This is a genomic window from Sphingobacterium thalpophilum (assembly GCF_038396785.1).
GTDB lineage: Bacteria > Bacteroidota > Bacteroidia > Sphingobacteriales > Sphingobacteriaceae > Sphingobacterium > Sphingobacterium thalpophilum_A.
This window is the reverse complement of the sequence record NZ_CP151087.1, coordinates 3,476,363-3,501,033: the sequence shown is the minus strand read 5'-3', so window position 1 is coordinate 3,501,033 and position 24,671 is coordinate 3,476,363. Positions and strand designations below refer to the sequence as shown.

The following is a 24,671-nucleotide window of genomic DNA, read 5'->3' as shown; positions in this document are numbered from 1 at the left end:
AATGAAAATAATTAGGACATTTATTAATTAGCCCAGATATTAATCCCAAAAGATAAATATATGACTAAATTCTTCAATGAAACGTTGCATAAACTAGAAACTGAAATCACAGAAATTGAAGCGGAAAGCTGTTTTCAAAAAGTTGAAGCAATCATCAACCTTATTGTAAATTCTTTGTCCGAATTAAAGGAGTATGTCCTGAAAAATGAATTCCAAGATAAAGAGGAAGAAATCCGCTTTTTCAAATATCAGAAACCTGTAATTGTTGCCAAGCTTATTTTTTACAACGCCATCTATAAAATCGAAACCAAAAGACCCTACGGTGCAAAACTCATTAAAAAATACTTAAATATAGAATTAAGGAAATTGAAAAGATTTTTTGAAAGTAATCTTGAATTTTATAAATACTATCGAACCAACAATACCTACATTGATGAAAAAATTTTTGTACGTGGCAAATATGATATTAAGCTAAGTTTAGATACTTTTTATTTTCAGGCAGACCATACCTTTTCGACTTCTCACGATTATAAAGTTGCAAAAATTATTGCCAATGACCAGCTTCAAATTTACATCGAAAACCAACTTCATAAAGCAACAAACGAAGAAAAATCAACCGATTTGCCCACACTAAATTGGACTGCCAGTAAAACGGCGTTGATAGAACTAATTTATGCTTTGCATTCCCAAGCTGTTTTTGAAGGTGGAAACATAGATCTAAAAGTGATAGCCAAAACATTTGGACAAACTTTTAATATAGATTTAGGCGATTTTTACCACACTTACATCGAACTGAAAAGCCGCAAAATCAACCGTACAAAATTCCTTGATAACCTTAAAGAAAGTCTTCTGAAAAAAATGGACGAACAAGACGAAATGTAAACGGTTTGATATTTTTAAACACCTCTTGAAAGATGAATGCTTTTATTCTTTAAAGCACTTTCGGGATTGGCTGTTTTTAGCGTTTGTTTTTCAATTTTTTCTTTCTCTTCGCCTTTATTTTCGGGGTTTATTGATAATTGTATCTTCCGTTCAACCGAAGCCAATTCAGTTTTCAGTTCACTCAATCTGTCTTCTTTTGCCCAAGTCCCATTTATCACTTCCTGAAGCACAGGTAAATCTTTTTGTATTTCTACGATTTTCTTTTTCTCTTGGTCGATGTAGCTTGGTAATTTTTCCAATGCGTTTAGGAAATTCATTGCAGCCAGCTTTTCATCTTTAGCAATTAAACCGTTGTTGTAGGTATATTTAATGTTTCCTTCGCCCTGAACCAAAAATCGGTTTACCCGAATATCCAAACCTTCTTTTTCAGACATTTCGGTTTTTACCAACAACGTAAATCCGTACAAATTTCCAATCTCTTCGTACTGACCGCCAGTTCGGGATTTATCTGCAAGTTGATTGAGCTTGATGCCGATTTGTTTTATATCTGCATTAAGTGGTAAACCGTCTAACTGTACAGGATTTGCAATAGTTCCATCCGAATGTTTTTGAATGCGTTGTTTTAAATTTCCCCAATCGAGGTTCATTCTGTTGAAACGAGATTGTGCGCTTTCCAATAACACTGTATAATCTTGCAATTTGTATTTGGCACTAGATTTAGAACGGTTGAAAGCTTGTTTTTCGCTTTCCAAACCTGCAATTTGTTTTTCTAATTTGGCTTTATCCAACAGGTCTGTATTTCCTGAAAGTATCGCCACATATTCCGAAAAATTCATTCCCGATTTTTCATCCATACTTCCTTCGTCAATCGTTCGTTTGCCCAGGTTATTGTTTTTTAATTGGTCAATAAAAAGTTGTTTGTTGTAAAGCAGATTGAACTTATAACTATCCAATGATTTTTCTACTGCATAGATAATTACATCCACTTTGTTGTTGGCAAAGAACTTGGCGATTTCATTGCCTTTGCGAACAGCTCTGCCATCACGTTGAGCAAGGTCGCTTGGTCGCCACGGCGTATCAAGATGATGAACAGCAACGGCTCTTTTCTGCGCATTCACGCCTGTTCCAAGCATACTTGTAGAACCGAAAAGTACACGAATTTTGCCTTCGTTCATTCCTTTAATAAGTTCCTTACGTTGCTTATCATTTTTGGCTTCTTGTATAAAACGGATTTCGTGAGCAGATACACCGTGGTCTTCCACAAGTTTGCGTTTGATTTCAGAATACACATTCCATTCGCCAGGTTTATAAGTTCCCAAATCAGAAAAAACGAACTGCGTTCCTTTCTGTGCATTGTATTGGTTGTAATATTTAGCAATAGTTGCTGCACAATGCGAAGCCTTGCTATCGGGATGGTCTTCGTATTTCCCACTTACCATTCGCATATCCAACGACATTTTGCGGGCGTAGTCTGTAGCAATGAGCATTTTTGCTTTTTCTTCACTTTGCGACAACGGTGGTCTTCCCAGCAACTCGGCATTTCCTGTTTTTGCAAAATCCATTAATTTTTGAATAAATGCAGACTGGTCTGGAGTAGGCGGAATAGTATATAAAATCTCATTCTTATCCGGTCGGTCAATTCCTATATCTTTTGCCGTTCTGTAATCTGTAATTTCAGAATAGAATTGCGCCAATTCCGGCACTTTTATAAAATATCGAAAACGTTCTTTTGCAACAATATTATTGGCAACTGAAAATTCATAATCGGTCGTTTTTCTTGCGTAAATAGCTGCCCAAGCATCAAAAGAATGAATGCCCTGTTTTTCCATTGCTCTTGGTCGCAGGTATTTAAACAAAAGGTACAACTCCGTCAAAGAATTGCTGATAGTTGTTCCCGAAAGAAAAGTGGCTCCCATATCCGCATTGATGCGCTCCTGAATGGTGCGGATAGCAAAGAGCAGGTTCATTGCCTTTTGGCTTCCGTCCACATTTCCCAATCCTGCAACCCTTGAATGCCTTGTATTAAACATCAGATTTTTGAATTGATGGCTTTCGTCCACAAACAAATGGTCAATGCCCATCATCTTAAAATCAACCACATCATCTTTGCGATTATCAATATCGTGTTGCAGAGTTTTTAGTTTTACTTCAAGGTTTTCTTTTCGTTTGATTACTCCGGCAAGCATTCCTCTGGTAACTTCTTTGCCCTGCGATTGCAACGCATCGAGGTTTCGTTCTACGCTATCTAACTCAATTTGTAGAATTTCTTTTTGCATTTCGGACGATTGCGGTATCATCCCGAATTGGTCGTGCGTGAGGATGACGCAATCCCAATCGTTGTTTTTAATATCGCCAAAAATCCTCAGACGTTTTTGAGGTGTAAAATCTTCTTTGCCCGGAAACAGAATTTTAGCGTGAGGATAAGCAGTGCGGTAGGCTTCAGCAATTTCGTGAACATTACTTTTCAGCCCGATAATCATTGGTTTATGGGCTAATCCCAAACGTTTAATTTCCTGTGCTGCGGTACACATTACCAATGTTTTTCCTGCACCAACTTCGTGGTCGCAAATAGCACCGTTGTTCAGTTTTATCATCCAAACAGTGTCTTTTTGGCTCGAATATAAGTCTTCAATGCCTAAAGCCTTACGGTCTAATCCCGGAAAGTCCTGATGGCTTCCGTCATAATTTGGTCGAACGAAACAATTGAAAGTATCATTGTATTGGTCGGTCAGCCTGTTTTTAAACTCATCATTTTGGGCGTGAAGCCATTCCGAAAAAGCAGTACGGATTTCATCAATTTTGGTATTCGCCATTTGGATGGCTTCCATATCCCGTACTTTAACCTCTTGTCCCTCTACTGTAATTTTTTTAGTAATGTCGGGCGTGGTGTTAACGAGAGCGTGTTTTAGCAATGCAATTCCATCAAACGTTCTGCTTTCTGATTTGACGGCATATTTCTCCCATATATGCAAATTCCCTCGATTACATTTTACAGAATAATCATCAGAGCTTTCGGAATAATGGATAACTACATCTGTATCGAACAAGTGCGAAGCAAAACGAGCATAAATTCCTGTTGGCATCCAACGTTCACCGAGGTTAAAATCGAGTTCTTCAAACTCAATTCTTCTTGGTCGGGCTTCTTCCAAAACGGTAAGGCTTGCTTTAGCTTCGGTATCATCGGGATTGCGTTCGAGATACGATTTGACTTCTTGGGCTTTCTCCACTACGTTGCCAGCAATCCATCGTTCGGATATTTCATATTCCTTTTGTAATGGATTGTAGAAAATGCGACCGTGTAAGGCTTCTTTCAAAGCATCGTCAGCCATACCGCTGATTTCAGACATATAATTCAAATCCACGCTACCATATTTATTCAATGAAGCCGCTAAAGCTTCTTCGGGATTATCCGTTGCTATGGTTATGGTAGAAAAACTTACTGGACGGCTGAATATATCCGCTTTGTGCACCACACCGCCAACAACACGCTCCAAATAAGGAATTTCCTTACCGGAACTATCCGTTTTTATAAGTTTGATATTATCCGCACTATTGAGATTGCCATACTTTTTGATAAAAACATCGTATAATTGGTTAAGGTTTTCTCTTTCTCCTTTTTGTTCGGTATGAAATTTTGCCTCTTTATTGTAAAGTTCTTGGTAAACATCACGGACGGCAATGTATGCTTCGGCTCTTGCGTTCTGTAAAGTGGGCAATCGCAAAGGATGGAAAACTGCTTTACCATTTGAATTGTCTACATCTTGCAAATGACCGACCCAACCATTATCCACAACAAGGCAATCGTTTCGGTGGAATGATTGAAGTTCGCCGCTAAATATTACAGGTTCAGGAATATTTTCGGGAACTGCTGGTTGAGTAACTTGGTCATTTCCGTCTAAACTTGAAAACAGGTCACCAATAACTTCCTGTTTTTTGCTATAGTTTGATGTAATTACATTCTCAGAACTATTAGCAACAGAAGGTATATAAGATTGTTGCACACTACTGAATAGGTTGGCTTGGCGACCGTTGGTACGGCTGCTTTTTTTAGCGTTTTGCCTTTTGGTTGGTGTAGTCGTTTTAGGAGGAACAATTACCGTTACAGGTTCATTCACATTTTCAAATAAGTCGAAAATGCTTAACTGTTTTAATTCTTGAGCGCTTCCCTGAGTGATGACGGTTTCGATATTTGGAGAAGTTATTTTTGGCTCAATTGGAATTTGGATAATAGGTTCATTGTTGCGTTCGCCTCTGTACAAGCCTAAATTCAGGTGCTTGCCAAAATCTTCGGAAAGCATTTGTTTGAGGTCTTTGGCAATTCCATCAAATCCGTCCTTATGTGTATAAATGAGTGCTGGTTTTCCGTAAGGGTCGGTATCAAGTTTTTGGTTGGTATAAACAATTCTCGAGTTGTCTTGAAAGTAAGCGTTACCAATTGTATTAAATTCCGTTGGTTTGCTTTGACAAAAAAGTTCTTCAATTTCAGTAAGTTTCTCCTTTGCTGTATTTTTTTGAAGGATAATCAAATCACTGCCAACTTCAGTACCTGCATATTCGGTAAACAAATTGTTGGGCAATCTGACCACCGAAACCAAATTGTTATCCTCCATTAATGCCCTGCGAATAGGCTCATTCTTCGGGCTATTTAAAATCCCTTGAGAAGTAATGTAAACCAACAAACCGCCTTCACGAAGCATATCAGCACCTTTCAGAAAGAAGTAATTATGTATGCTTCGAGCTGCCTGTACTTTTGCGCTGTCTTTGTTGCGGGAATAGGAAAGGTCGAAAACGGAAGTATCTCCAAACGGTATGTTGCTGGCGATTACATCATAGCTGTTTTGTTCCTTTTCGGGAATTTCCTCAAAGCCACTTACACGGATATTGCTTTCGGGATAAAGCTGCTTTAAAATCTTGCCTGTGAGCAAATCCTTTTCATAGGCGGTAACACTGGCTTTTTGATTTTCCGAAAAGGATTGTACGAATGAGCCGATACCTGCGGAGGGGTCGAGAAATTTATCAATGTTCAGACCGCTATCACGCAAGGTTGTGGAAATAGTATCTATGACCTGTGGCGGTGTATAAAAAGCCGTCAGTACAGAGCTCTTCATACTGTCCACATACCTGTGGTATTGCTTTTCGTCTTCTGAATTTTCTTTGAGCAGTTGGTGGAGTTCCTGCGTAATCGGGAAAAGGTCGTGTTCTGTCTTTCTCCAATTGTTGATGTCTATTTCGTTTGCTATGGGGTTCAACACGAATTTAAGACCGCCAAATCCGCTATAACGCATCATTGACAGTCTTTCGCCTACAGTGGCTTGCCGTTTCTCCTTTTCCAGTTTAAAAGCAATTCGCAGGGCATCAATGTTCTGTTGGAGATGTTGCTTTTTACTGAAGCCCATTTTCCTCTATCCATATTGCGATGGTTCCGGTTATTTCGGTATAGAGCAGGTCAAACTCATAACCGTATGCGAAGTCATCGGTTAGTTCATAGCCGGAGAAAACAGGCTCACAAATGGGAAACATTTTAAGGGCGAACGGTCGCAGTTCCTCGTCTGCCATTAGGGTATCGAACTCATTGCATACGACTTGAAAAACCGTATCGAATTTGGAGAAGTGCAAGCCCTCAAAAAGAATGTAATTGGCTATTTCGTTGCATTGCTCAATGGCGTTTCCCGAACTAAAAGCACCCTCGTAGGCATTGGCAGCCCACGAAGAACGTTGCTCAATAAATTTTTGGTCGTTTGCCTTTTCGGGGAAGCTGGTGTTTAATAATTCTTGCAGTCGTAACCTGAAATACGATAAGTCTTTTTGCTGTGTATCCATACTATAATTTTTGTTTAGAATTTTGCTTGAAGCCTAAAATTATAGCAGTAGATAAGCCCCTTTGCAGAAGTGGCAGGGTTTGGCTTTGAGAGGTAGGGTTTTACCACTTAGTAAATTGAAATAGAAACTTGAAAAGAATTAAGATTTGAATATTTTTTCATAAACTACTTTTGTGTTTAAATTTATTATCGTAATATTGCGATGTAAAAATGTAAACTAATGGGACTTACCAAATCAGAAATATTTACAGACCAACAGAATAAGCTGGCTTCTCGATTTAAAGTTTTGGCACATCCTGCAAGGATTGCTATACTTCAATATATCATCAATCAAGATGTCTGCATCTGTAACGATTTGGTTGAGGAATTAGGGTTGGCACAGGCAACCATTTCACAACATCTAAAGGAATTAAAAAACATCGGTATCGTTCAGGGAACCATTGAGGGAAAATCTGTTTGCTATTGTATTGATGAAAAAGTATGGAATGAAATTCAAGAGGAATTTAATGCGTTTTTCAATCAGGAGGTAAAAGTAACCAAGTGCTGCTCATAGCATTTTTTTAATATTTAACATCGTTATATTGCAATATAACATTTATTGTACTACTTAAAATTCAGTTAATATGAAACTATCAAAAATCAAAGAAATCTTACCAGCATTAGAGAATGTTGAATTTCAATTAGAGAACGGAACATTTGTACCGGAACACTTCCACGTTACAGAAATAGGTGTTGTTACAAAACACTTCATTGATTGTGGTGGAACGATTAGAAATGAAAAAGTTGTCAATTTCCAATTATGGAATGCTGACGATTACGAACATAGATTGAAGCCAACCAAACTATTAAACATCATCAAACTATCCGAAGAAAAATTAGGTATGGAAGATGCCGAAATAGAAGTAGAATATCAAAGTGATACTATCGGTAAATATGATTTGGATTTCAACGGAAAAACATTCGTACTGAAAAGTAAAACAACAGCTTGTTTGGCTCAAGATGCCTGCGGTATTCCTTCAGAAAAACAAAAGAAAAATTTGGCTGAATTATCTGTAAACAATTCTAACGCTTGTACACCAGGAGGAGGTTGTTGTTAATACTAAAATTAATAAGACAAAATTTAAACAATAAAAATCAATAAAAATCAATAAAAATGAACATTGCATTATTCAGTGACATTCACGCCAATCTACCTGCATTAGAAGCATTCTTTGAGGATATGGAAAAAAGAAATCCCGACAGTATTTATTGCTTAGGCGATTTGGTAGGCTATAATATTTGGGCTAATGAAGTAGTGAACGAAATCCGTAAAAGGAAAATACCAACCATTGCAGGGAATTATGATTTTGGCATCGGGCGTATGAGCAATGATTGCGGATGTGCTTATAAAACCGATAGTGAAAAAGGCAATGGCAGCGTATCTATTTCCTTTACCAACTCTATTATGAAAGATGAAGAAAGAGCCTATTTGCGTACACTTCCGGCACATATCAAAGTAGAATTTCAGTTGAACGAGGACAAGCTCAATTTACTATTGGTACACGGTAGCCCAAGAAAGATAAACGAATACTTATTTGAAGACAGGGAAGAAAAAAGTATGCTTAGAATTATGGAACAGGCAGACGCAGACATTATGTGTTTCGGGCATACGCATAAGCCATACCACCGTATTTTAAATTCGGGAATTGACGGACAAAACCATTTCAGACACGCCATCAATATAGGTTCGGTAGGAAAGCCGAAAGACAGCGATGTAAGAGGCGGTTATGTAATACTTACTATCAACGAGCAAAGTTCTGTATTGGATAAAGACAGTATCAGTGTGGAATTTATACGCTTTGATTATGATATTGAAAGAGCAGCAAAAGCAGTAGAGGAAAGCATTTTACCAAACGAATACGCAGAAAATTTAAGGAGAGGCTACTAATCTAAAAATTTATAAAAATGGAATTTCCAACCGATAGAAAGTATTCAAAAGAACATACGTGGATAAGCGTACACGACAACACAGGTACAATAGGCATTACAGAATTTGCACAAAGCGAATTGGGCGAAATCGTATATGCAGATTTACCCAATGTTGGATATAGTTTTCAGCAGGATGAAGTATTCGGCTCTGTTGAAGCGGTTAAAACGGTCAGTGATTTATTTATGCCTGTATCGGGTAAAATCATTGAAACGAACCAACGCTTATTAAAAGAACCAACACTAATCAATTCAGAACCTTTTGGAAATGGTTGGCTGATAAAAATTGAAATAAAAGATATTGCAGAATTAGAAAAATTATTGACATCAAACCAATATAAAGAACTTACAAATTAGCCACGCAATGCAACCAAAATTAAAATTCTTAGACAGATACCTTACCTTATGGATATTCCTTGCAATGGCAGTAGGTATAGGTTTGGGATATATCTTTCCCGGTATTTCAAAAATTACAAATGCCCTATCCGTAGGCACTACAAACATTCCGTTGGCAATAGGTTTAATATTGATGATGTACCCGCCATTGGCAAAGGTTGATTATTCATTGTTACCTATGGCATTTAAGGATAAAAAAGTAATCGGTATATCCTTATTGCTGAATTGGATTATCGGCACGGTACTGATGTTCGGTTTAGCAGTTTTGTTTTTACGAAACGAACCCGATTATATGACAGGCTTAATTCTTATCGGTTTAGCAAGGTGTATTGCAATGGTTATCGTGTGGAGTGATTTAGCTAAAGCTAACAGAGAATATACAGCTATGTTAGTTGCATTAAACAGCATCTTTCAGATACTTTCTTATAGCTTCTTGGTTTGGTTATTCATCAATGTATTACCTGAAAAATTAGGGTTAGCCAATTTCAATGTAAGCGTATCAATGAAAGATGTTACCGAAAGCGTATTGATATATTTAGGCATTCCATTCTTGGCAGGTTTTTTAAGCCGTTACTTCCTTGTAAAATCAAAAGGTATAGAATGGTATAACCGGAAATTTGTAACCCGAATATCGCCCATTACATTATATGCTTTACTGTTTACGATAGTATTAATGTTCAGTCTGAAAGGCGATAAAATATTAGAGTTGCCAATGGATGTAATAAAAGTAGCCATACCGCTAATCATCTATTTTGTACTGATGTTTTTTGTGAGCTTCTTTATCAATAAATCCCTTAAAGTTCCTTACGACAAAAACGCATCCATCGCATTCACAGCCACAGGAAACAATTTTGAATTGGCAATAGCCGTAGCAATAGCAATTTTTGGTATTCATTCGCCACAGGCATTTGTGGGCGTTATCGGCCCACTGGTGGAAGTTCCAGTACTCATATTATTGGTAAGGGCAAGTTTATGGCTAAAGAAAAAATATTACTAAAGTTAATTTAAGAACGTACAAGAGCATTTTGAAGCATCAAAAAACTAAAGAAAACCCTCTGAATTAGAGGGTTTATTGTTGGTTTAAGATTTTGAGCATTCTGCCGACTTCAATATCCATTCTCGAAAAGGCAAACCATTTCTTGCCCAGGTCTTTGAGTGATGCTCCGATATGGTAGAGTTCCGTATCGTCAATAATTAAAAAGCGGTCGTGAGCATCGGAAAAAATCTCAATCTCAATCGGAGGGTATTGGCTATTGTACCGTTGTACATCCAGCCTTAGCTGGTTGCTGATATTTTTGGTATAGATAGTTGCAGTTACAGCATCGTCACGTTTGCCCAATAAGGTTAGTACCGTATCATCTACATAATTATCCAGCAGGATAATGGAGTTTTTGGCATTACGAACAATGTCTGATACAAAGACATAGGCATCAAAAACCTGCCCATTGTAGAAAATTCCTTTTTCACTGTGGAGCTTATCGCTTTCCAAAGCCTTAAAAATCTCTTCAAATTTTTGGTCGGCTTCTAATTGTTTCAGTTCAATGTTATCTAAACGATGAAAAAGAGAGGCATTGCTGGTAAGCATTCTCCGCATTTCTACAAAGGCTTCCATAATTTCAACACTGACTTTAACCGCTATATCTGAACGGAGTATGGCAGAAGCCATTGCGACCCCTTGTTCGGTAAAAACATAGGGCAGATAACGTCTTCCGCCGTAGCTCAAACTTGAGGTTCCAATTTGGAACCTCAAGTTTTCAACGTCCTCTTCGGTCAGTTGAAAGCAGAAAGAAGCAGGAAACCTTTCAATATTTCTTTTTACGGCTTTGTTGAGGTTCTTTGTTTCCACTTGGTATAAGGAAGCGAGGTCGCTATCCAACATCACTTGCTTTCCACGTATGGAATAAATCAGGTTTTTGATTTCCATTATGCTAATAGGCTTATTTTCCATTACTTTTTGTAGCTTTTATTTTTGGTAAACTCAAAAGAGGTTTTGCAATCCTCATTCAACACGATATAAGCATCGAATTTCTTACCTGCCTTGCTTTTCATTCCTTTGATGAGTGAAGTTTTCTTTTTATTGATAAGGCTTTCAATATCGGCTATGCCGATTTGTACGCCACATACATTACGGAACTGTACCCAATTACAAGCCTCATCAGGACACTTCACTATTTTATCACGGATAGTGAGTTGCTGGCTTTTACATTTCGGGCAAACCAATTTTGGTAGGTTATTTTGAGCAATCGAAGTTTGCAACAGTTCATTGGTAATAGATGAGGCGTAAGTTTCCATTTCTTTTTGAAATGCCCCTGCATCGGCTTCGTTGTTTTCGATTTTTTGCAAAGCCAATTCCCATTCGGCGGTCATTGCCACATCCGCAATTTTACGGTCTTTGACCAATTCGTACACCTGCAATCCTTTTTCGGTAGGGATTAAGGATTTCTTTTCACGTTGTACATAGTTACGGGTAAACAGGGTTTCAATTATTGCGGCTCTTGTAGCCGGAGTGCCAATACCGATATTTTGCAGGGCTTTCCGTTCGTCTTCATTTTCGATTTCCTTTCCTGCACTTTCCATAGCCGACAAAAGCCCTGCTTCGGTATATAATACAGGCGGTTTGGTTTTTTTTTCCAAAACGGAGGCTTCTTTTTTTTTAAGTTCATCGCCTTTTTTCAGTTCGGGCAAATCCTGTACAGGCTCGGTATCATCATCGGAGAAACTGCCTTTGATGGAACGCCAGCCCGCTTCTATAACCTTACAACCCTTTGCCGTAAAATCATAATGCAACGCCTGTAAACCCACATCGGTTATCTCTTTGATGCAGGCTTGTGAAAGGGCTTCGAGCAACCGAAAGGCAATCATATCATAAACGGAGCTTTCCTTTGCGTTCAGGGCAGACGGGATTTTATCCGTAATCAATAATCCGTGGTGGTCGGTAACACGCAAATCGTTCACGATGCGTTTATTGAAACGTCCCCATTTTATTTTTGACACTGCTTGCTTGCAAGTTTCTCTGTCCTGCAAAGCTCTTACGAGATTGGGAATTTCTGCCCACACATCTTCTGGTATGTACTTGCTCCCGGTACGTGGATATGTGATAAACTTTTTTTCGTAGAGGCTTTGGGCAATATTGAGCGTTTCTTCGGCAGAAAGGTTCAGTTTTTTGTTAGCTTCCTTTTGCAGTCCGGTTAGGTCGAACAATAAAGGAGGTTGCTCCGTTACACTTTTGGTTTCTACCGATGTAACCGTTGCCATTTCGCTTCGCCGAATGGCTTTCAGCGTATCATCGGCAAGTTTTTGGTCTTCCCATTTGGTTTTGGAAATGCTTTTAAAATCTATCAGCTCTTTGTTGTGCGATAACTGTATCTGCCAATATCTCTTTACCGAGAAATTTTTGTTTTCCAGATAGCGTTTGCATATCAAAACCAATGTAGGCGTTTGCACTCTTCCGAGTGAATAGATACCATTTCCTGCGGCTATGCTCAATGCCTGTGTAGCATTGATGCCCACGAGCCAATCGGCACGGCTTCTGCCTTGTGCCGCCTGGTAAAGTCCGTCAAATGCTGCCCCGTCTTTAAGGTTATCAAAGCCTTGTTTAATGGCTTTTTCGGTAAGCGAGCTTATCCAAAGGCGTTCAAAGGGCTTGTTACATTTCAGGTATTCATAAATGTACCTAAAAATGAGTTCGCCTTCACGCCCTGCATCGGTTGCAACGATAATGCTGCAACTTTGCTTAAATAGCTGCTCAATAACTTTCAGTTGCTTTAATGCGCCTGTATCAGCGGTATAACCTTTGTCTTTTTTTACTTTCCGGACGGTCAACAAAAAAGGGTTGGGGAGTATCGGCAAAGCAGCTTTGTCAAACCCCGAAATCCCGTAATCTTCTGGCATTCCCAATCCTATTAAATGACCGAATGCCCACGTAACAAAATAGCCATTACCTGTCAGGTAACCTTCCTTTTTATCGGATGCTCCTACAAGTCTGGCTATTTCTCTTGCTACGCTTGGTTTTTCTGCAATGATAGTTTTCATACTTAATTATCTTTTTACGCCTTTGGACTTTGCAGGGGCTTGAGACTTTTCCTGTTGTTCCTGCTGTTGCTTGTTTTTCGGTCTTTGTTGCCCCGATTTTAAAGGCTCATTGATTTTTTTGGTGGCTTCATTGGTTTTCCCTTCTGAATTGACAGCAGTTTGCGTTTTATGGGTTTCAGTAGGTTTTGCTCTTTCCTTGTATTGATTTGGAAATTCAAAATTTGTTTTACCATCTTCTTTATTGAAAGTGATGTAACCTTGATAAGGCTGTCCTTTTTTGTCTACCAATCCGTCAATGTAGATGGTTTGACCATTTTTAAAATCCTTATGTTGCTCATCGGTCAGTTCCTTACCACGGAAAGTTTTTGGAGCTTCTTGTGCTTGGTTCTGCTGATTGCTTTGTTGATTGTTCTGTCCGTTGCTTTGAGTTTGCTTGTTGGTGTTGCTTCTATCAAACAAAAACTCAACATAACGTTTGTCTGCATTAAACTGAACCGTTGCTGAAAATTCCGTTCCTTTGTTTGAAATCATACCCTCTAAATAAAGCGGTTTACCTTCCAATAATGTTTGTTTTTGGGCATCATTGAGTTTCACGCCTTTAATTTCATCAGGGATTTTTATGAAATCTGTCCGTAGGGCAATAATGTCGTTGGTAAGCCTATCTATACTGATGATGGATGGCATCATTTCGCCTGTTTTGGTGTTTTTTAAATCAACCACACGACCCATATTGCCAGTTGCAAGTAGATTTTTTTTGTCTTCATCGGTAAATTTGTGTCCGAAAAATTCAAAATGTAAGGTTGGTTCTTTTTTGATACCGTGAATTCCCACAACAACTTTTCCATCTTCGGCTTGCTGTAATGAAAGACGGGCATCAGTACGGAGAATTGAACCACCGAGATTAACGCCAATGGGCACAAGTTCGTTGGTCTTGAAGCCTTTTAATAAAGGTTCTAACAGATTTCTTTTTTCTAAAAATTCCTTGCTCAATCCAAGATTATTCATTGTGTCCCAATCAATTTGTTCCGGTTTGTAGCGGTATTCGCTAGTTTCCGCTGCTGTTTGTGTTGTTGCCATATCTTTTTGATTTTCTTGTTTATTATCCTGCTTTATTTCTGTTTTTATTTCGTGTTCTTGCATCACTTTTTCGCCTTCGGGAGTTGGCTTATTTACCTGTTTTTGCATTTCCTGTGCTTTTTCAACTGCGATAGGGGCAGGTACTTTAAAGAATGAAAAATTGGTAGGGTTCTTTAGTTGGCTGAAAAAATTGGAAAAAAAATTGGAAAAAAAATCGCCACCCTTATCCACACGCATAAACTGATTTTCATTTTTCTTGGTGGGGTCAACGGTTTCCATTTTCCCTTTCTCGTCGATACTTTTTACGGCTTGGATTTTCATTTTTTCTTTATCCAGCACTAATAATATGTCCGATAGTTGTTCGGGCATTTCCTGCGTATTTGCTGTTTCTTCGCTCATAATTTGAAAAATTTAAAATTCACTATCGAATGTAAAACAAGCATTTACTGGATTGGTGGAAATGGCATTAAAAGGCAGTATTTGTCATTTATTGGCGTTCATTTATTTAGTAGGAGGATTAAAACTTTCACGAATAAATTGATGTACATCGGAAAGTTTATAGTACAATTTTCCACTAATCGTATAATAAGGCAACTTCCCATTCGAACGATACCGCTGCAGAGAACGATTACTGATTTTAAGCATTTGAAGCAAATCCTGATTGTCCAATAATTCCTCGCCATCTATGCTGTTACGCTTTTTTTGCAACTCATTGATATTATCGCCCAGCATATCGAGGCGACCAATAAGGCGTTCCATCCACGCCAAAAATTCCATTCTATCAATATTCATAGCCATACATTTTATGGTTTCCCCAATTTCAGATTTCTTCCTTTTTCGATATAGCTTTTACCTTTTGCCATAAGTTCCTGCAAAAACTCATCACTACTCTCAATTGCATTTGCATTCAGCATATCTTTAATTGCACCGATGGTGTAGAAATACTGACCGTAGATTTTTGAATAGGCAATCTCGCCTTTGGTACGCATACGCCATAAGGTTTTCTCGCTTAGGCGTAGGTATTGAGATACCTCGTGGTTATTGAGCCACAAGTCATCATAACTTTTATCTTCCAATTTTTTCAGATAATCGGCAATGGCATTAATACTGTTATTTAACTTTAGCCAAGCTTCTTCTTCAATTGTGATTATTTTCATTGCATATCATTTAAAGTTCACTATGCAAAATTGTGAAAGGTGGCAGTGTTTGTCTGCCAATGCTTGCCCATTGGTTTTTGAAGTTTTTTGAAAAATTTCACAATCAAGTAAAACCTTTATCAGACAAGGTTTTTAAGGCATTTTGAATATTTAGTATTGAAGTTTTGGAAGAATTTACCAATTGGCAGATATGGGCAAAAAAAACAGTACTTTTTGAGTACTGCTTAAAATAAAAATATCCCCGAATTAACCTAAAGGTCTTTATCCATATATTCTTCGAGTGACAATTTGAGTTGGTCTAAAAATGCAGTTCGGGAGCCAGCCCTTGTTTTCATCCGGTGGAAAGAGTGATGTATATCATTTAAGGGTTTTTGGAAGAGGACTTGAAAAATCAAAGCTAATTTTCGGATACCAATTTTTCCGTAAGCCACGGAATTTGAAGCATAAAGAGCGTATATCAGTTCAATGAGTGCATTTTGTGAATTTGTCCACGAAATATCCTTGTTGGTTTCTAAATTTTGTAAAAGCGCATCGGGATTTTCTTCAGGATTTATTTTGGAAAGTAAATAAGTATAGATTAGTTCATTGGCAATTATATGGGCTATTTTGTGGTCATAATAGGTTGAGAAAGTTAGGTCAATTTCAAATACACCGCTCTTTAAACCATCGTGATAATTTATGTTTCCAAGTGTGAAATAGCTATGGTCACGGTCTGTTCTATTTGCACGATAATATCTGTAAAAATCTTCGTTGCAGATGTTTTCCTCGTATTCGGTTTTAAGAATTTTCAACTGTTTTTCGTAAAAACTTTGGTACATTTTGCCTTTGCTTGCAGGACAAGTTGTTTCAAGACGAAATACCTTATTGTAATAAATAAGTTTGCCTAAAATTTGCGGTTTAATGTTTTTAAAAAAGTCTATTTCTTGTTGTTCATTCTTAAAACCTGATTTTAAAACATCTGCTTTAATGTTATGCAACATCGTATTTAGAAATAAAGTCATTTGGTAAGCCTCGTCAGACGTCTGCATTATATGAGAAGAAAAAATATTTTCTTGATGCCGAATTTTTAATAATATTTCACTTAATAGGATTTCCATAGCGTAATCGATTTTAGGTTAACATTATTTGTTTTATAATCAAATCTTTGATTATTCAAAATTTGAAAAAAATAATGAAACCATTCCCACAGGTTCCCCCAAGGTGGGAATTTTTTTTTTTGAAGTGAAATTTCAAATACAAAAAAAGGCAGACAAAAAAAATGGACAAAGTGTTAGCCACATTGCCCATTAATCATTAAATTTGTAGTATTGATTTACAGGGGTAATTCAATGAAATCAAGCGCAGTAAGCACCATTACTAAATCGTTACCAACAGAGTTTTGCACTCTTGTAAGCTACTGTTTATTAGTCAATTTCGACTTGATTAATCTTTTTAGCTTAAAAAAGCTAATACCATTTAGCTTAATTTAAAAATAACCAATTATGTGGAAATTAAAACTAAGCGTTCGCTCGATGATGAGGCGGGCCTCAATCCGTTCGTCCTAAAAATACCCCCTGAAATAGCTTTTATGCTGACGAAATTTTAATGGATGTATCAGAAGATCAATGACTCTGGGATTCATTGGCGGTGATATGTAATGTTTATAGAATAAATTCTAACCAATAATAATATCTTATGAAAACTAAACAAGCAGCAAGCGGCAGCTGGCTATTGTATCGATTAATCTGGGCTATTGTCTGGCTAAGTTTAAGCGTTGTAGGTTGTAAAGAGGATAAGCCTGCCGCTGTAAATGAAGGAATTCCTTTTGATCCTTCTCAGCCTGTAGTTGTGTCTGATTTTGTACCGACATCCGGAGGTGTTGGGCAGCGCCTTGTTATCTATGGCAAAAACTTTGGGAACGATCCAAAGAATGTTTCGGTCCTTATTGGCGGAAAGCAAGCAATCGTTGTCAATGTATTGGGTGAGTCTCTGTACTGCCTTGTGCCTAAACAGGCTTTTAGAGGGGATATTGAAGTCCGTGTGGGTAATCAGGACAAACAGATTGTTGGTAAAGCAGAAAGGCTGTTCGATTATCAACGTAAGATGGTTGTCTCCACTCTTGCAGGCTATAGAAATGCGCGTGGTGATGAACCCTGGCGGGATGGAAAATTTAAGCATGCGGATGAAAATAAAATGGCCAGCGGTTTTTGGGAACCTTCTTTTATGAAGTTTGATCCTGCTAACCCCAAACATCTCTGGATGACCTTTGATCACAATAATGGCTTATACCTCGTCAATTTCGAGGATAGTACCATCACAAAAAAACGTTCGGATTTTGACCGCCCCCGTAGTGTTGATTTTACGTTAGATAAAAAGTATATGATTATTGCAGAGGATCGTGGCGGTGAAAATGATCGGGCGACTTATCGCTTATCGCGTGATAGAAACTGGCAGGATAGAGAAGTGCTGACGACTTATAAACAGTGTAATGGTGCCTCAATCCATCCTGTGAATGGAGAAATGTATTTCAATAGTTATGAAAAGGGACAATTTTTTCGATTCGACCTCAATAAATATTTTAGCGAAGGGCTGGGTGTTAAAGATTATGAGACATTATTTGTGGTGCATGATCCACAGTGGGAGTACAAGATTTTCATCCATCCGACGGGCAGCTATGCCTATATCGTTGTCATTAATCAAGGCTATATTCTCCGGGTAAACTACAACTGGGAAAAGAAACGATTTACACAGCCCTACCTCGTGTGTGGTCAAATTAGAGCTTTTGGTTATCAAGATGGCGTCGGCTCTTCAGCGCGCTTAAATAATCCCTATCAAGGTGTATTTGTAAAAAATCAAGCCTATGTTGATGCGGGTAAGAATGATGCGTATGATTTCTATTTCACGGATCAGATGAACCATGCGATACGGATTTTAACCCCTGAAGCAAGCGTTACAACCTTTGCAGGTAGGGGAAGTTCTAGCCTCAATAGTAATCCTTACGGTTATGTAAACGGGGACCTGCGACTAGAAGCACGTTTTGATCGCCCTTCAGGTATTGCCTATAATGAAGCGGAAGGAGCATTTTATATTGGAGATCAAGCCAATCGTCGTATTCGTAAGATTGCGCTAGAAGAGATGGACCAAGCTAGCCAAAACCAATAAACTAAAAAGAATTATGAAAAGATTATTACTGCTATGTACGCTACTGCTCACGGTAATTGGCTTAACCATGGCCCAGGAAAGCGTGGAGGTTATTGGGCTAGTCTCCGACGCTCAGAAGACACCTATGGTCGGAGTGAGCGTGTCGGTAAAAGATGCTCCGGGATGGGGTGTGGTAACCGATAATAATGGACGATATAAAATTAAAGTCGATCGCTATAAAACACTTATTTTTTCCTCTGTTGGCTATCAAAAAAAGGAGGTTTTGGTAAAAAATAACTTGACTATCAACGTAACCTTGCTGGAGGCGGAAACGAGTGTGTTAGATGAGGTTGTTGTAACGGGTACTGGTACACAAAAAAGGTTGACATTAACAGGGGCTGTCAGTACAGTGGATGTCGAGACCATGAAATCAAATCCTACATCCAGCATTACAAATGCGCTCGCCGGAAATGTACCCGGCGTGATGGCGATGATGCAATCTGGCCAACCCGGTAAAAACATTTCTGAATTTTGGATACGTGGGATCTCAACTTTTGGCGGTGGGACCGCTGCCTTGGTCCTCGTTGACAATATTGAACGGGATATCAATGATATCAACATCGAAGATATTGCTACCATTACAGTGCTCAAAGATGCCGCTGTAACGGCGATTTATGGATCTAAGGGGGCTAATGGTGTTATTTTAATTACAACCAAACATGGTAAAGAGGGAAAAATCAGCATTAACGTAAAAGATGAAAATATTTACAACACGCGGACCATTACGCCCGAGTTTGAGGACGGTGTAACTTATGCAAACCTACTGAATGAAGCGCGTATTACGCGAAACAATGCTCCGGTCTATCAACCCGAAGAACTCGAAATCTTGCGATTGGGCCTAGACCCCGATCTTTATCCGAATGTGAACTGGAAAGATATGTTGCTCAAAAAAGGAGCGATGACCTATCGTGCGAATTTAAATTTAAGTGGCGGCGGACCAACTGCCCGTTATTTTGTGTCAGGAAGCTATGTTGATGAGGGCGGGATGTATAAAACAGACGAAGCTTTACGCAAGGACTATAATACAAATGCAAATTTTAGACGTTGGAACTATCGTCTAAATACCGATATCGATATAACAAAATCGACTTTGCTTAAGGTTGGTGTGGCTGGAGATCTCAGTAAAAGGAATAGCCCCGGATTAGGTGATGATTTCTTTTGGGGAGTACTATTTGGATATTCACCCATAAGAACTCCGATAATGTACTCTGATGGCCGGGTTCCTGCGATCGGTGAAGGCAATATGACAAATCCATGGGTAGTAGCAACACAAACAGGGTTCAATGAGAACTGGACCAATAAAGTGCAGACCAATATTACCCTCGAACAAAATTTTGATTTTATTACTAAAGGCCTTCGTTTCCGGGGAATTGTCGGCTACGACACTTTTAATGAAAATAATATTCAGCGACGAAAATGGCCTGAGCAATGGCTTGCCGAACGTGCAAGAGATGAAAATGGTCAAATAGTTTATCGGCATATATCAGATCCGAGAGAAATGTATCAATACAGTTTCTCCAAGGGAGATCGACGTGAATTCTATGATCTGATGTTTAATTATGATAGAAATATTGGTGATCATAATATCGGAGCGGTTGCTCGATTTACACGCGATGCTCTTGTAAAAACGGTAGATCTCGGCGACGATATAAAAAATGGTATAGCGAGACGTAATCAGGGAATGGCCGGCCGAGTCACCTACAATTGGAAATCACGTTATTTTGTTGATTTTAACTTCGGTTATAATGGCTCAGAGAACTTTGCCATCGGTCAGCAGTATGGATTTTTTCCGGCATTTTCAGGGGCTTGGAATGTTTCAGAAGAAACATTTGTCAAAGAAAATATGCCTTGGATGAATATGTTCAAGATACGCTATTCTTGGGGTAAAGTGGGGAACGATCAGCTAAAAATTGGAAACGATCAAGAGCGTTTTCCTTATTTATACACAATTTCTGGAATTTCTAGTGTTTACAAGTGGGGAGACTATGGCGTTGATCGGAATTATACGGGCTTACGATATAGCCAAGTTGCTTCACCATATGTGACCTGGGAGATGGCTGTTAAGAAAAATCTGGGATTTGATCTAGCTCTCTTTAAGGACAAGGTTATTGCCAACTTGGATTTCTTTGATGAAAAACGGACCGGAATTTATATGGAGCGTAGGTATTTGCCAAGCTTGGTGGGCTTGGAAAGTACACCAAGGGCAAATGTGGGGGCGGTTAAATCACGTGGTTTCGATGGACGGTTGGAGTATAAGGGAAAATTGGGCGAGGTGAATCTGACAGGGCGAAGTAATATTACCTATAGTAAAAATGAAATTACGACAATCGATGAAGAAAATAATGTGTATGGTTATCAAAATCGAAAAGGCTACCGTGTAGATCAGGCGGTTGGATTGATCGCTTTAGGGCTTTTTAAAGATTACGATGATATCCGTAATAGTCCAAAACAAACATTTGGGACCTACCAACCAGGTGATATCAAATACAAAGATGTAAATGGCGACGGCGTTATCGATGATGGCGATCGGGTCGCTGTCGGAGCAACCAGAAGACCCAATCTAATCTATGGTGTGGGCGCGTCGGCAAGCTGGAAAAATTTGGATATCAGTGTGCATTTTCAGGGAGCAGGTAAATCTACTTTCTTCACCTACGGAAAGACTGTATATGCCTTTAGCGAAGGCGAGTGGGGACAGGTAATGAAAGGAAGTATGGGCGATAATCGGTGGATTTCAGCCGATATTTCTGGAAATCCAGCGACGGAAGATCCGAATGCTTCATACCCGCGCCTGAGTTATGGCCCTAATCCGAATAACTTCCGGGAGTCTACCTTTTGGCTGCGTAATGGTCAATATCTCCGACTTAAAACTGTAGATATTGGTTATAGCTTGCCCAAACATCTGGCCAATCGTATCCGGGCAAATAGCATTCGATTTTTTGTCATTGGTAGCAACCTCCTGACTTGGTCAACATTTAAATTATGGGATCCCGAATTAGCAAGCCCAAGGGGAGAAGATTATCCATTGCCAAAGTCGTTCACTTTTGGTGTCAATGTTAACCTTTAAAATTTAAAGAAATGAAAAATAAGAAATTATATGTTGTATTGATGCTTCTACTTGGCACAGGCGTCATTTCTTCCTGTACAAAAGATTATTTAAAGTCTGATCAATATTTCAAAGACCGCCTCACAACCGAGAAAGTCTTTAAGAGCAAGCTCTATTCGGAAGAGTGGCTTGCCAATGTATTTTTAGAATTCAAAGGTGAAAATGCAGATGTAGCAAGTAAAGGGCTTACTCCGCATTGTTTTGCAGATGATATGTACTATGGTGATCGCGATAAAGATTATGATCCATCAAAAAATGAATTGTCTTACAACATGTTTAAGATGGGCCTTTATACGGAGAATGATAAACAGGGGACATGGGCGCAATGTTACCGTGGGATTCGGAATGCAACCACCTTTATTCAGCATATTTATATGAATACTGAAATGTCTACTGCTGAAATTGCGGATTACCGCGGGCAAGCGCGTTTTGCACGGGCCTATTTATACTGGCTTTTGCTTCGTAAATATGGACCGATTCCATTGCTGCCAGATGAGGGCTTAGACTATACGGATAGCTATGATAATTTGGCGATTCCACGTAATACGTATGAAGAGTGCGCTAACTATATTAGTGATGAAATGTTGTTGGCGGCAAAAGAAATGGAAGCTTTGGGTATGAAAAGGAGCCAAGATGGCTCTGCCCGTCCGAGTGTAGGTGCAGCTTTGGCAACGCGAGCCAAAGCCTTACTGTATGCTGCAAGTCCGCTGGCCAATGGTAATAATGCAAGTATTGGGGCAAGGTTGGTTGACAATCAAGGAAAACGTCTCCTTTCCGCAGAATATAAAGAAGAGAAGTGGGCTAAGGCTGCGGCAGCGGCGCGGGATGTTATGGAACTAGGCGTGTATCAACTGTATTGGACAGGATTACAAACAACAGGAAATGATGCCACAGTAATACCGCCTAAAGACAACAATTTCTCGGAAAAGAGCTGGCCCGATGGCTGGGCAAATATCGACCCGGCCAAATCTTATGCCCAGGTATTTGACGGTACGTTGCCAGCCTCTGGAAACCCTGAGTTGATCTTCACACGTGGTACCAATCAGGAGAACGAAGGGATTGATGCTATGGTTGCCCATCAGCTTCCACGTTCGGCAACGGGATGGAACACACACGGGCTGACGCAAAAACTTGTAGACGCTTACTATATGGATAATGGTTTGGATGTACCGGGAATGAATAAAGAAATCGGTCGTGGAAATGGTTCAAATCGCTTGAGCGGCTATGTTTCACAAGAAGATTATGACAAGGGAAAATACAAGCCCTTGCGCCCGGGAGTCTCTTTGCAGTATGCGAATCGCGAACCTCGCTTTTATGCTTCTGTTGCTTTCAATGGTAGTTTCTGGACATTGTTAAACGAAACACAAGAACGCAATCGGAACCAACAGGTGTTTTATTACCGCGATAATGACAAGGGGAATGGGTTTAACTCGTCCAATGCCTATTGGCTCCGTACAGGTTTCGGTGTTAAAAAGTTTGTTCATCAAAATGATACTTATGAAGGAGGAAGCATGGCTCGTATCGTGCCAAAAGCGGAGCCAGCAATTCGATATGCGGATATTTTACTCATGTACGCTGAAGCATTAAATGAGCTGGGCGGATCCTATAGTATTCCATCTTGGCGAGGTGGTGTTTACACCATTAGCCGAGATATCGCAGAGATGAAAAAAGGAATACAGCCTGTACGGATTCGCGGTGGCGTACCAGATTACAGTGTAAGTGTATATAGCAATAAAGTCGAGCTGAGAAAAACATTAAAACGTGAACGTTTTATCGAGCTTATGGGAGAGGGGCAACGTTACTATGATTTACGCCGTTGGATGGATGCTCCCGTCGAAGAGGCTCTGCCTATCTATGGTTGTAATATCCTCATGAACCAAAAAGATCGGGATCTCTTTCATCAGCCAGTTGCGGTATGGGCTTTGAAAACAACTTTTGCAGATAAAATGTGGTTTTGGCCGATTAGTCATAGCGAACTAAAACGCAATAAGAACTTAACACAAAATCCAGGATGGACTTATAACGATTAATCAAATAGATATCTTATGAACAAGTTATATATACAATTCTTTCTATTGCTGATACTCTCCATTTTTGGAGCATGCAATGATGAATGGAAGGAAGAACAATATGAACATTATATTTCCTTTAAAGCTCCTTTAGACAACAACGGGGTCGCTAATATTCATGTTCGTTATAAGGATGCTGCTAAAAGCACCTTTTTACAACCTTTGATTGTGAGCGGATCGACCAATAATGAATCAAATTTTTCGGTTCAGGTTGGAGTGGATGCGGATACTTTGAATGTGCTGAATTTTGAAAGATTTCAAAACCGGAAAGATTTCTATTATCAACAATTAAGTAGCAATTATTATTCGTTCCCTGCTACAGTAAACATTAATGCCGGGGAAAATACAGGCTTACTGGCTATAGATTTCTCTTTAAAGGGCATTGATATGACTGAAAAGTGGGTATTGCCGCTTACAATTATGGACGACCCTTCAGCGAATTATAAAGGTCATCCGCGTAAGTACTATAGGAAAGCGATTCTTCGCGTTAATCCCTTCAACGATTATTCGGGGAATTATTCGGGGGCTGCCCTCTTAACCAGAATGGAGGGGCAAGAGAATGAAACCCCCGTAGTGAAAAGTGAAATTAGGAGCTATGTTGTTGACGAAAATACTATTTTTTTCTATGCAGGAAATATTGACGAAGAGCGACAAGACCGACGGAATTACAAAATATATGCAACCTTTACCAAGACTGGCACAGTGACTTTCCGGTCAGATAACCCGAATATTAAATTTGTTGTAAATAAAGACGCAAGTTATACAATCTCAGAAGCAATGGACAAAGTACGCCCCTATTTGAAATGGCGTTGGCTTACGATCAATAATATTGATTATGAATTTACGGATTATACCATGATTCCAAATGTGCCGATTCGTTATAAGGTTGCTGGATCGCTTACTTTAGAACGGAAGTTAAATACGCAGATTCCTGACGAAGACCAGGCAATAGAATGGTAATTTCTACAAACCATTTGTAAGACTATTGGTT

General features: G+C 39.0%; 18 protein-coding genes. 10 read left to right on the top strand and 8 right to left on the bottom strand.

The window, feature by feature from the left end; all coding sequences use genetic code 11:
* The first annotated feature begins 60 nt into the window (after positions 1 to 60).
* Positions 61 to 882: an RteC domain-containing protein gene (locus tag AACH28_RS15510; RefSeq protein ID WP_074229988.1), complete on the top strand. Its 822-nt coding sequence runs from the start codon at positions 61 to 63 to the stop codon at positions 880 to 882.
* A gap of 14 nt (positions 883 to 896) precedes the next feature.
* Here AACH28_RS15510 and AACH28_RS15505 read toward each other — a convergent pair whose 3' ends face one another.
* Positions 897 to 6,278 (bottom strand): N-6 DNA methylase, encoded by a 5,382-nt coding sequence (locus AACH28_RS15505; RefSeq protein ID WP_160812374.1) that lies wholly within the window; start codon positions 6,276 to 6,278, stop codon positions 897 to 899.
* Complete coding sequence (locus AACH28_RS15500) at positions 6,265 to 6,702, bottom strand: DUF1896 domain-containing protein (RefSeq protein WP_103913870.1); 438 nt, start codon at positions 6,700 to 6,702, stop codon at positions 6,265 to 6,267. Before AACH28_RS15500 ends, AACH28_RS15505 begins: the two co-directional genes overlap by 14 nt.
* A gap of 219 nt (positions 6,703 to 6,921) precedes the next feature.
* Between AACH28_RS15500 and AACH28_RS15495 the strand changes: the two genes are divergently transcribed.
* The 5 genes from AACH28_RS15495 to arsB all read left to right on the top strand — a co-directional run bounded on the left by AACH28_RS15495 (position 6,922) and on the right by arsB (position 10,059).
* Entirely contained in the window at positions 6,922 to 7,254 is a 333-nt protein-coding gene (locus AACH28_RS15495) for a helix-turn-helix transcriptional regulator (RefSeq protein WP_103913871.1), read from the top strand.
* 70 nt (positions 7,255 to 7,324) lie between these two features.
* Complete coding sequence (locus AACH28_RS15490) at positions 7,325 to 7,798, top strand: DUF6428 family protein (protein WP_341830939.1); 474 nt, start codon at positions 7,325 to 7,327, stop codon at positions 7,796 to 7,798.
* 56 nt (positions 7,799 to 7,854) lie between these two features.
* Positions 7,855 to 8,628: a metallophosphoesterase gene (locus AACH28_RS15485; protein ID WP_103913873.1), complete on the top strand. Its 774-nt coding sequence runs from the start codon at positions 7,855 to 7,857 to the stop codon at positions 8,626 to 8,628.
* Positions 8,629 to 8,645: 17 nt separating this feature from the next.
* Positions 8,646 to 9,023, top strand: coding sequence for a glycine cleavage system protein GcvH (gene gcvH / locus AACH28_RS15480; RefSeq protein WP_078798968.1), 378 nt, complete (start codon positions 8,646 to 8,648; stop codon positions 9,021 to 9,023).
* Between the two features lie 7 nt (positions 9,024 to 9,030).
* The gene (gene arsB, locus AACH28_RS15475; RefSeq protein WP_341830938.1) at positions 9,031 to 10,059 is read left to right on the top strand and encodes an ACR3 family arsenite efflux transporter; all 1,029 of its coding nucleotides are present in this window, start codon (positions 9,031 to 9,033) and stop codon (positions 10,057 to 10,059) included.
* 72 nt (positions 10,060 to 10,131) lie between these two features.
* On the opposite strand, the gene AACH28_RS15470 is transcribed toward arsB, so the two are convergent.
* The 6 genes from AACH28_RS15470 to AACH28_RS15445 all read right to left on the bottom strand — a co-directional run bounded on the left by AACH28_RS15470 (position 10,132) and on the right by AACH28_RS15445 (position 16,425).
* Entirely contained in the window at positions 10,132 to 11,010 is an 879-nt protein-coding gene (locus tag AACH28_RS15470) for an ORF6N domain-containing protein (RefSeq protein WP_103913875.1), read from the bottom strand.
* A complete protein-coding gene (locus AACH28_RS15465; RefSeq protein ID WP_123879055.1) occupies positions 11,010 to 13,094 on the bottom strand; it encodes a type IA DNA topoisomerase in 2,085 nt (694 codons plus the stop codon). Before AACH28_RS15465 ends, AACH28_RS15470 begins: the two co-directional genes overlap by 1 nt.
* 6 nt (positions 13,095 to 13,100) lie before the next feature.
* Positions 13,101 to 14,570: a DUF3945 domain-containing protein gene (locus AACH28_RS15460; RefSeq protein WP_123879053.1), complete on the bottom strand. Its 1,470-nt coding sequence runs from the start codon at positions 14,568 to 14,570 to the stop codon at positions 13,101 to 13,103.
* Between the two features lie 102 nt (positions 14,571 to 14,672).
* On the bottom strand, positions 14,673 to 14,963 hold the full coding sequence (locus tag AACH28_RS15455; RefSeq protein WP_074230273.1) for a helix-turn-helix domain-containing protein: 291 nt from the start codon (positions 14,961 to 14,963) through the stop codon (positions 14,673 to 14,675).
* An 11-nt stretch (positions 14,964 to 14,974) separates the two neighbouring features.
* Positions 14,975 to 15,328: a helix-turn-helix domain-containing protein gene (locus AACH28_RS15450; protein WP_074229993.1), complete on the bottom strand. Its 354-nt coding sequence runs from the start codon at positions 15,326 to 15,328 to the stop codon at positions 14,975 to 14,977.
* 251 nt (positions 15,329 to 15,579) lie between these two features.
* A complete protein-coding gene (locus AACH28_RS15445) occupies positions 15,580 to 16,425 on the bottom strand; it encodes an RteC domain-containing protein (protein ID WP_341830937.1) in 846 nt (281 codons plus the stop codon).
* A gap of 577 nt (positions 16,426 to 17,002) precedes the next feature.
* On the opposite strand from AACH28_RS15445, the gene AACH28_RS15440 reads away from it, so the two are divergent.
* Genes AACH28_RS15440 through AACH28_RS15425 form a run of 4 tightly spaced genes read left to right on the top strand, consistent with a single transcriptional unit; the run spans position 17,003 to position 24,640 of the window.
* Complete coding sequence (locus AACH28_RS15440; protein WP_341830936.1) at positions 17,003 to 18,469, top strand: IPT/TIG domain-containing protein; 1,467 nt, start codon at positions 17,003 to 17,005, stop codon at positions 18,467 to 18,469.
* A 13-nt stretch (positions 18,470 to 18,482) separates the two neighbouring features.
* The gene (locus tag AACH28_RS15435; RefSeq protein WP_341830935.1) at positions 18,483 to 21,572 is read left to right on the top strand and encodes a TonB-dependent receptor; all 3,090 of its coding nucleotides are present in this window, start codon (positions 18,483 to 18,485) and stop codon (positions 21,570 to 21,572) included.
* Positions 21,573 to 21,583: 11 nt separating this feature from the next.
* Positions 21,584 to 23,641 carry a RagB/SusD family nutrient uptake outer membrane protein gene (locus AACH28_RS15430; protein WP_341830934.1) on the top strand — a complete coding sequence of 686 codons (2,058 nt, stop codon included), beginning with the start codon at positions 21,584 to 21,586 and terminating at the stop codon, positions 23,639 to 23,641.
* Between the two features lie 15 nt (positions 23,642 to 23,656).
* Positions 23,657 to 24,640 (top strand): DUF4973 domain-containing protein, encoded by a 984-nt coding sequence (locus AACH28_RS15425; RefSeq protein ID WP_341830933.1) that lies wholly within the window; start codon positions 23,657 to 23,659, stop codon positions 24,638 to 24,640.
* The last annotated feature ends 31 nt before the right edge of the window (positions 24,641 to 24,671 follow it).